The organism is Ideonella sp. A 288, from assembly GCF_002198735.1.
Lineage (GTDB): Bacteria > Pseudomonadota > Gammaproteobacteria > Burkholderiales > Burkholderiaceae_C > Pseudaquabacterium.
Genome location: NZ_MWLO01000095.1, coordinates 23,045 through 30,261, shown reverse-complemented (window position 1 = coordinate 30,261; position 7,217 = coordinate 23,045). Strand labels below are relative to the sequence as shown.

Annotated in this window: 6 protein-coding genes and 1 pseudogene; 2 read left to right on the top strand and 5 right to left on the bottom strand. The window is 69.0% G+C overall.

The genetic code is table 11. The annotated features are described in order from the left end of the window. Window positions 1-55 precede the first annotated feature (55 nt). Genes EOINJALH_RS08880 through EOINJALH_RS08865 form a run of 4 tightly spaced genes read right to left on the bottom strand, consistent with a single transcriptional unit; the run spans window position 56 to window position 4,812 of the window. On the bottom strand, window positions 56-1,720 hold the full coding sequence (locus EOINJALH_RS08880; protein ID WP_088279995.1) for a methyl-accepting chemotaxis protein: 1,665 nt from the start codon (window positions 1,718-1,720) through the stop codon (window positions 56-58). 18 nt (window positions 1,721-1,738) lie between these two features. Next, the gene (locus EOINJALH_RS08875; RefSeq protein WP_088279994.1) at window positions 1,739-3,901 is read right to left on the bottom strand and encodes a chemotaxis protein CheA; all 2,163 of its coding nucleotides are present in this window, start codon (window positions 3,899-3,901) and stop codon (window positions 1,739-1,741) included. A gap of 36 nt (window positions 3,902-3,937) precedes the next feature. Further along, the gene (locus EOINJALH_RS08870) at window positions 3,938-4,300 is read right to left on the bottom strand and encodes a response regulator (RefSeq protein ID WP_088279993.1); all 363 of its coding nucleotides are present in this window, start codon (window positions 4,298-4,300) and stop codon (window positions 3,938-3,940) included. Window positions 4,301-4,341: 41 nt separating this feature from the next. Beyond that, window positions 4,342-4,812, bottom strand: coding sequence for a hypothetical protein (locus tag EOINJALH_RS08865; RefSeq protein WP_088279992.1), 471 nt, complete (start codon window positions 4,810-4,812; stop codon window positions 4,342-4,344). Between the two features lie 233 nt (window positions 4,813-5,045). Between EOINJALH_RS08865 and EOINJALH_RS08860 the strand changes: the two genes are divergently transcribed. Both EOINJALH_RS08860 and EOINJALH_RS08855 read left to right on the top strand, forming a co-directional pair. After that, complete coding sequence (locus EOINJALH_RS08860; protein ID WP_088279991.1) at window positions 5,046-6,194, top strand: histidine kinase; 1,149 nt, start codon at window positions 5,046-5,048, stop codon at window positions 6,192-6,194. Next, entirely contained in the window at window positions 6,191-6,826 is a 636-nt protein-coding gene (locus EOINJALH_RS08855; RefSeq protein ID WP_088279990.1) for a response regulator transcription factor, read from the top strand. Before EOINJALH_RS08860 ends, EOINJALH_RS08855 begins: the two co-directional genes overlap by 4 nt. 282 nt (window positions 6,827-7,108) lie before the next feature. On the opposite strand, the pseudogene EOINJALH_RS08850 reads toward EOINJALH_RS08855, so the two are convergent. Then, window positions 7,109-7,216 (bottom strand): annotated as a pseudogene (locus EOINJALH_RS08850) (transposase); the annotation flags it as partial. Between the last annotated feature and the right edge of the window lies 1 nt (window position 7,217).

Sequence of the window (7,217 nt, the reverse complement as noted above, 5' to 3'; positions counted from 1 at the left end):
TTGTCTGGGGTATCGGCCGTTCCGGGCCCGGGCTGTAGGGTGCCGACGCGCGCGCTCAGAAAGATTCTGAGGGGCTGTCGACCGATGCCGGCGCCGGTGCGGCAGTCTGGGCCGGCGTCGCCTCGAAGGCGTGCGACCGATCGACCGTTGTGCTCACCACCGCGAGCTGGAAGCGGTTCACGCGGCTGGTCAGCGTGGTGGCCTGCACGCGCAGGTCGTCGGCGGCGCTGGCCGATTCCTGCACCATCGACGCGTTCTGCTGCGTCATGCGGTCGAGGTCGGCCACTGCGGCATTGATCTGGCTGATGCCCGCGCTCTGTTCGTTGGCGGCGGTGGTGACCTCGCCGATGATGTCGGACACGCGCTGAACGCTGGTCACCAGTTCGCGGATCGTGCCGCCCGCGCGCTGCGCCAGCCGGCTGCCGTGCTCGACCTTCTCGACCGAGGTGTTGATCAGCGTCTTGATCTCGCCCGCGGCATCGGCCGCCCGCTGCGCCAGCGAGCGCACTTCGGAGGCCACCACGGCAAAGCCGCGGCCCTGCTCGCCGGCGCGCGCGGCTTCCACTGCGGCGTTCAGCGCCAGGATGTTGGTCTGGAACGCGATGTCGTCGATGACGCCGATGATGCTGGCGATCTTCTGCGACGCCGCATCGATCTCGGCCATGGTCTCCACCACCTGGCCGACGGCTTCGCCGCTGCGGTGGGCCACCTCGGCGGCGCTGCTGGCCAGCTGGTTGGCGGTGGTGGCCGATTCGGCCGACAGGCGCACCGCGCTGGTCAGGTGGTCCATCGAACTGGCCGTCTGGCGCAGGTTGCCGACGGCCTGCTCGGTGCGCTGCGACAGGTCGCGGTTGCCCGAGGCGATCTCGCTGCCCGCGGTCTGGATGGTGCTGGCCGTGCGCCCCATGTCGCGCACCAGGCCCGACAGCGACAGCTGCATGCGCGACAGCGCGAGCAGCAGTTCGCTGGCTTCGTCTGCACCGTCCACATCGATCGTGCTCGACAGGTCGCCCGCGGCGATGGCGTTGGCCAGCGCCCGGGCCCGATCCACCGGCTCGATGATCGAGTGGGCGTTCAGCAGCGTCATCGGCACCACCGTCACCACCACCAGCACCAGCACCGCGACGAAGCCCCACAGCGCGCGCTGCATCGTGTCCTCGAACTCGGCGCGGGTGGCCTTGGCCTCGTTGTCGACGATCTGCGCGATGCGGTCGACATTCTTCTCCACCGCCTGCATGTGTTCCTTGGCCCGGCCCAGCATGCGGTCGGCCACGCGGGCGGAGTCGTAGGCGCCGTCCTGGATCTGGTTCAGCACCAGGGTGGTGGCCGTGGCATAGGCGGCGAGCTTCTCGATCGACTCGCGGGCGATCGGGTTGTCGTCGTCCTCGTCGCCGGCCAGCAACTCGGTGAAGGCGGTCTTCACCCGGGCCAGGTCGGCCGTCCAGGCCTCGCGGTGCTTGAGCACGGCCACGCCGTCCTCGTAGTCGATGACCATGTTCTTTTCGTGCTGCCGCACCACGCCCAGGGCGTGGCGGATCTCGCCCACGTCGTGCACTTCCTTCAGCGAGTGGGCCATGAACTCGGTGTTCAGGTGCGACAGCGTCAGGCCGCCCGCCATGCCGGCGGCTCCGACGATGGCGAACAGTGCCAGCACGATGACGATCGCGCCGTTCATGCGCGAGCGGATCGTGAAGCGCCTGAGCAGCGCGGGCGTGGACATGGCAGGTTCCCGGGGTCGTCAGTGGCGGCTGCGGCGCACCAGCGTGCCCACGTCGAGGATCAGCGCGACGCGGCCATCGCCCAGGATGGTGGCGCCCGACACATCGGGCACCTTGCGGTAGTTGGCCTCGAGGTTCTTCACCACCACCTGCTGCTGGCCGAGCAACTCGTCCACCAGCAGGGCGACGCGGCCCCCTTCGGCCTCCACCACCACCATGATGGTGCTGACGTGCTCGAAGTCGAAGCGCGGCACCTGGAAGACCTTCTCGAGGTCGATCACCGGCATGAACTCGTCGCGCACCTCGACCACGCGGCCGGTGGTGCCGATGGTCTTGACCATGCCCGGCTGCACCTGGAAGGATTCGACCACCGAGCCCAGCGGCAGGATGTAGCACTCCTCGCCCACACCCACGCTCATGCCGTCCATGATGGCCAGTGTGAGCGGCAGGCGCACCTTGACGCTCATGCCGTAGCCTTCGGCCGAGTCGATCTCCACCGTGCCGCCCAGCGAGGTGATGTTCTTCTTCACCACGTCCATGCCCACGCCGCGGCCCGAGACATCGGTCACCACCTCGGCGGTGGAGAAGCCCGGCGCGAAGATCAGGCCCCACACCTCGGCGTCGGTCATGCTGTCGGGGGCGTCGAGGCCCTTTTCGCGGGCCTTGGACAACAGCTTCTGCCGGTTCAGGCCCTTGCCGTCGTCGCGCACCTCGATGACGATGCTGCCGCCCTGGTGCGATGCCACCAGTGTGATCGTGCCCTGCTCGGGCTTGCCCTTGGCCACGCGCTCGGCCGGCAGCTCGATGCCGTGGTCGCAGCTGTTGCGCACCAGGTGCGTCAGCGGGTCGGTGATCTTCTCGACCATGCCCTTGTCGAGCTCGGTGGCCTCGCCCTGCGTGACCAGCTCGACCTTCTTGCCCAGCTTGGCCGCCAGGTCGCGCAGCATGCGCGGGAAGCGGTTGAACACCATCGACATCGGGATCATGCGGATCGACATCACCGCTTCCTGCAGGTCGCGGGTGTTGCGCTCCAGATCGGTCAGGCCCGACATCAGCTGCTGGTGCAGGCCGCTGTCGATGGCCTTGCTGTTCTGCGCCAGCATGGCCTGGGTGATGACGAGCTCGCCCACCAGGTTGATGAGCTGGTCGACCTTCTCCACCGACACGCGCAGCGTGGCGGCGTCGGGCGGGGCCACGGGGTGGCGGGCCTCGGCGGGCTTGGCCGCCGCCGGCTTGGCGGCGGGCCTGGCCGCCGTGTCCGAGTCGCCGGCCGGTGCGGCAGCACCTGCTGCGGCGGCCGCGGCGGCCGCGGCAGCGGCGATCTGCGCCGGCGAACCCGGGGCGTCCTCGAAGAAGCCGTAGCCCTGGTCGGCGGACGGTGTCTCCACCGGCGGCGCACCCGGCGCGCCTTCGTGGAAGCCGTAGCCGGCGGTCAGCGGGCCCAGGCGCACGGCCTCGCGCGGCACGTGGAAGGTGAACAGGTCCAGCAGGTCGGCGTCCGAGCTGGCCGTGACGATCTTGAAGCGGCGCATGCCATCGGCATCGCGGCCGGCGTCCAGCGGCTCGATGGTGCCCAGGTCGGTGATCTCCTTGAAGAGTTCGACCAGGTTGTCGGCCAGCGAGGGGTCGGCCAGCGCGCCCACGGTGAGCTCGAGCTGGCGAAGGCCGGGCGCGGCCACCGGTGCGGGCGACGGTGCCGCCGCCGCAGGGGCCTGCGGCGCTGCGGCGGGCTTGCCGGCCACGGCGGCGGTGTCCACCTGGCCACCGGCGCACAGCGTCTTGATGGTGACCAGCAGTTCGGTGGTGTCGGGCGAATCGCCGCCCACGCCCTGGTGGCGGGCCAGCATGGCCTTGAGCACGTCGCCCGCGGCCAGCAGCACGTCCACCTGCTGCGCAGTGGGTTTCAGCTCGTGGCGCCGCAGCTTGTCCAGCAGCGCCTCCATCTGGTGGGTCAGTTCGGCCACGTCGTTGAAGCCGAAGGTGGCGGCGCCGCCCTTGACCGAGTGGGCGCAGCGGAAGATCGCGTTCAGCTCCTCATCGTCGGCGGCGTTGACGTCGAGTTCGAGGAGCATCTGCTCCATCGTCTGCAGGTTCTCGCCCGCTTCCTCGAAGAAGACCTGGAAGAACTGGCTCAGGTCGATGCCCGCGGACGCGCTGGCGCTCTGGTTGCTGGTGTCAGCCATGTCGGACTGCTCCTTGTCGTGTGTCTGTGCGAGCCGTCAACGGATGACCTTGCCGATCACCTCGATCAGCTTGGCCGGATCGAAGGGCTTGACCAGCCAGCCGGTGGCGCCGGCCGCGCGGCCGGCCTGCTTCATCTGGTCGCTCGACTCGGTGGTCAGGATCAGGATCGGCGTGGCCTTGAACTTCGGGTTGTCGCGCAACTTCTTGGTCAGCGTGATGCCGTCCATGCGGGGCATGTTCTGGTCGGTGAGCACGAGGTTGAAGTCGCGCTGGCCGGCCTTCTCCCACGCGTCCTGGCCGTCCACGGCCTCCACCACGTTGAAACCTGCGTTCTTCAATGTGAACGAGACCATCTGGCGCATCGAGGCGGAATCGTCGACGGCGAGGATTGAGTGCATGCTGATCTCCGGAATTCGGCAAAGGTAGGGGATGCGGGTGTCTAGAAGAGCTCGATCGAGCCGGCGTCCATCTCGTCCTGCGTCACCGGGCTGGGACGCAGCGGAGCGGGCTCGACGACGACGGAACCGTCCTCGTCGTCGCCCATCACGTCACGGGCCAGGCGGTCGGCGCAGTGGTGCAGGCGGTGCAGCATGTGCACGATGAGCTGGGACGACATGTCCTGAAACTGCAGCGCCGTCACCGCGCCGGCCAGGTGCTGCATGGCCTCGTGCAACTGGTGCTCGTCGATCTCTGGGTGGTGCGCCGCCTGGCGCAGCAGCTGGTTCATCTGCGTCGATGCGCCATGGAAATGGCCCATCAGCGTCTGCGTGGCATCGGACAGCAGCCGCTGCAGGCGCTCCAGGTCATTGGCGGCGACCAGCAGGTTGTCCTGCAGGTCGGCGGCCATCAGCATCGGCAGCAGCGGCGTCGGCCCGTCGTCGGCGGCGTCGTTGAACGCGTCAGCATCCATCCAGGCGGCCTCGGCCCCGGCGGGTGGCCCGGCAGTCCCTGGCAGCGAATCGTGTGTCGGCATCTTGGCTCCGGTGGCTCGGATCGAGGACCAGCCCCTTGCTTCGGTCCTTGGCATTCTTCGGCACACCACCGGGGTTCATTGAGCAGATCACGGCGGCAATCCGACCGCATTTCCCGGCCGGCCGTGCGTTGGCGCGCGGTTTGCTGCGGCGCGTTTGCCATACTTCGGCCATGAGTGCCCCCGACGCTGCCCGCACCCTGCGCCTGCTGCACCTCGAAGATTCGCCGCCCGACCATGCCCTGGCCATGGCCCACCTGCGCCGGGCCGGGCACCATCTGGACGCCCTGCGGGTGGACACCGAGGTCGATTTCCGCCGGGCGCTGGTCGAGCGCGACTGGGACGTGGTGCTGTCCGACTTCAACCTGCCCGGCTTCGACGGCCTGTCCGCCCAGCGCATCCTGCAGGACAGCGGGCGCGACATCCCCTTCATCCTGGTCTCGGGCGCCATCGGCGAAGACACGGCGGTGGCCGCGATGCGCCATGGCGCCAGCGACTACCTGCTCAAGAACAACCTCACCCGGCTGGCGCCAGCGGTGGAGCATGCGGTGGCGGCCGGCCGCGAGCGCCGCGCCCGGCTGCGCGCCGACCGCGAGCTGGCCGCGTCGCGCCAGCGCCTGTCCGAACTGGCCCAGCACCTGCAGACCAGCATCGAGATGGAGCGCGCCGCCATCGCCCGCGAGATCCACGACGACGTGGGCGGCTCGCTCACCGCGCTGCGCTTCGACCTGGCCTGGATCGGCCGCCATGCGCCATCGCCCGAGGTGCAGCAGCGCGTGGCCAATGCGCTGGAAACGGTCACCCACGCCATCGAATCCAGCCAGCGCATCATGCACAACCTGCGCCCGGCCATCCTCGACCAGGGCCTGGTGCCGGCGCTGCAATGGATGGCCGGCCGCTTCGAGAAGCGCAACGGCACGCCGTGCCTCTTCCGCACCAGCCACGAGGCCATGCAGCTGCCGGTGGGCGTGCCGCTGGTGGCCTACCGCTTTGCGCAGGAGGCGCTCACCAACGTCAGCAAGCACGCCGGTGCCACGCGCGTGGGCATCGACCTGTCGCTGACCCGCGGCGTGCTGTCGCTGGAGGTGTCGGACAACGGCCGCGGCCTGTCGGAGAACGACCTGACCAAGACGCGCAGCTTCGGCCTGCGCGGCCTGCACGAGCGCGCCGACACCGTGGGCGGCTGGGTCGACGTGTCCAGCGGTGCCGACGGCACGGTGCTGATGCTGTCGGTGCCGGTGGCGGCGGCACGCAACGCAGACGGTGCGCCGTCCTACGACGACGACGAGGACCACGATCCCTCGTCCTGGGGAGCCCCATGATCCATGTGATGCTGTGCGACGACCACGCGCTGATCCGGCGCGGCATCCGCGACACGCTGTCCGACGCGCCCGACATCGAGGTCGTCGGCGAGGCCGCCGACTACGGCGAACTGCGCGCGCTGATGCGCGGCAAGGCCTGCGACGTGCTGGTGCTCGACATCAACATGCCCGGCCGCAGCGGCCTGGACGTGCTGCACGTGCTGAAGGACGAGGGCTCGTCGGTCAAGGTGCTGGTGGTGAGCATGTACCCGGAAGACCAGTACGCCATCCGGTCGCTGCGCGCCGGCGCCTTCGGCTACGTCAACAAGGGCAGCGACCCGCAGCTCATCGTGCAGGCCGTGCGCACCGTGGCCCAGGGCCGCAAGTACGTCACCCCCGAGATCGCGCAGATGCTGGTGGAAAGCCTCACCGCCCCGGCCAGCGAGAACGCCCACGACAAGCTGTCCGACCGTGAACTGCAGACCCTGATGCTGATCGCCTCGGGCAAGCGCCTGTCCGACATCGCCGAGGCGCTGAAGCTGTCGCCCAAGACCGTGTCGGTGTACCGCGCGCGGGTGCTGGAAAAGCTGGCGCTGCAGAACAACGCGGAGCTGACGGTGTACGCGATCCGGAATGGCATCGTGGGGGACTGAAGCTTGTGGGGGTGTGCCGAGTGCAGCCGCTCGAATGCCAAGCGGCGTGCGCCGTGGCCGGAATGGCTGATTCCCGGTAGGGCGCTTCTGGTGTGCCGCAGTTCATCCTTGTTCTTATCGCCCAGGCCCCTGGCCGGTCCGTGATCAGGCCTTCGCTTGCCGTGGCGACCGGCAGCCCTCGGCCATCAGCCGACGTACGCGATGGGCAGCTTCATGGAGCCCCATCGAGGCGTGCCCGCGCGTTGGCCATGAGTCAGCCACCCGGAGCTAGACGCCCGCAAGTACCCTCACCGCCACCTCGCCACTCAGCACCTTGTACCGGTACTTGGCCACCCAGACGAAGTGATACTCGATCTGATAGACCGTGTGACTTCCGTACCTGTAGTCCATG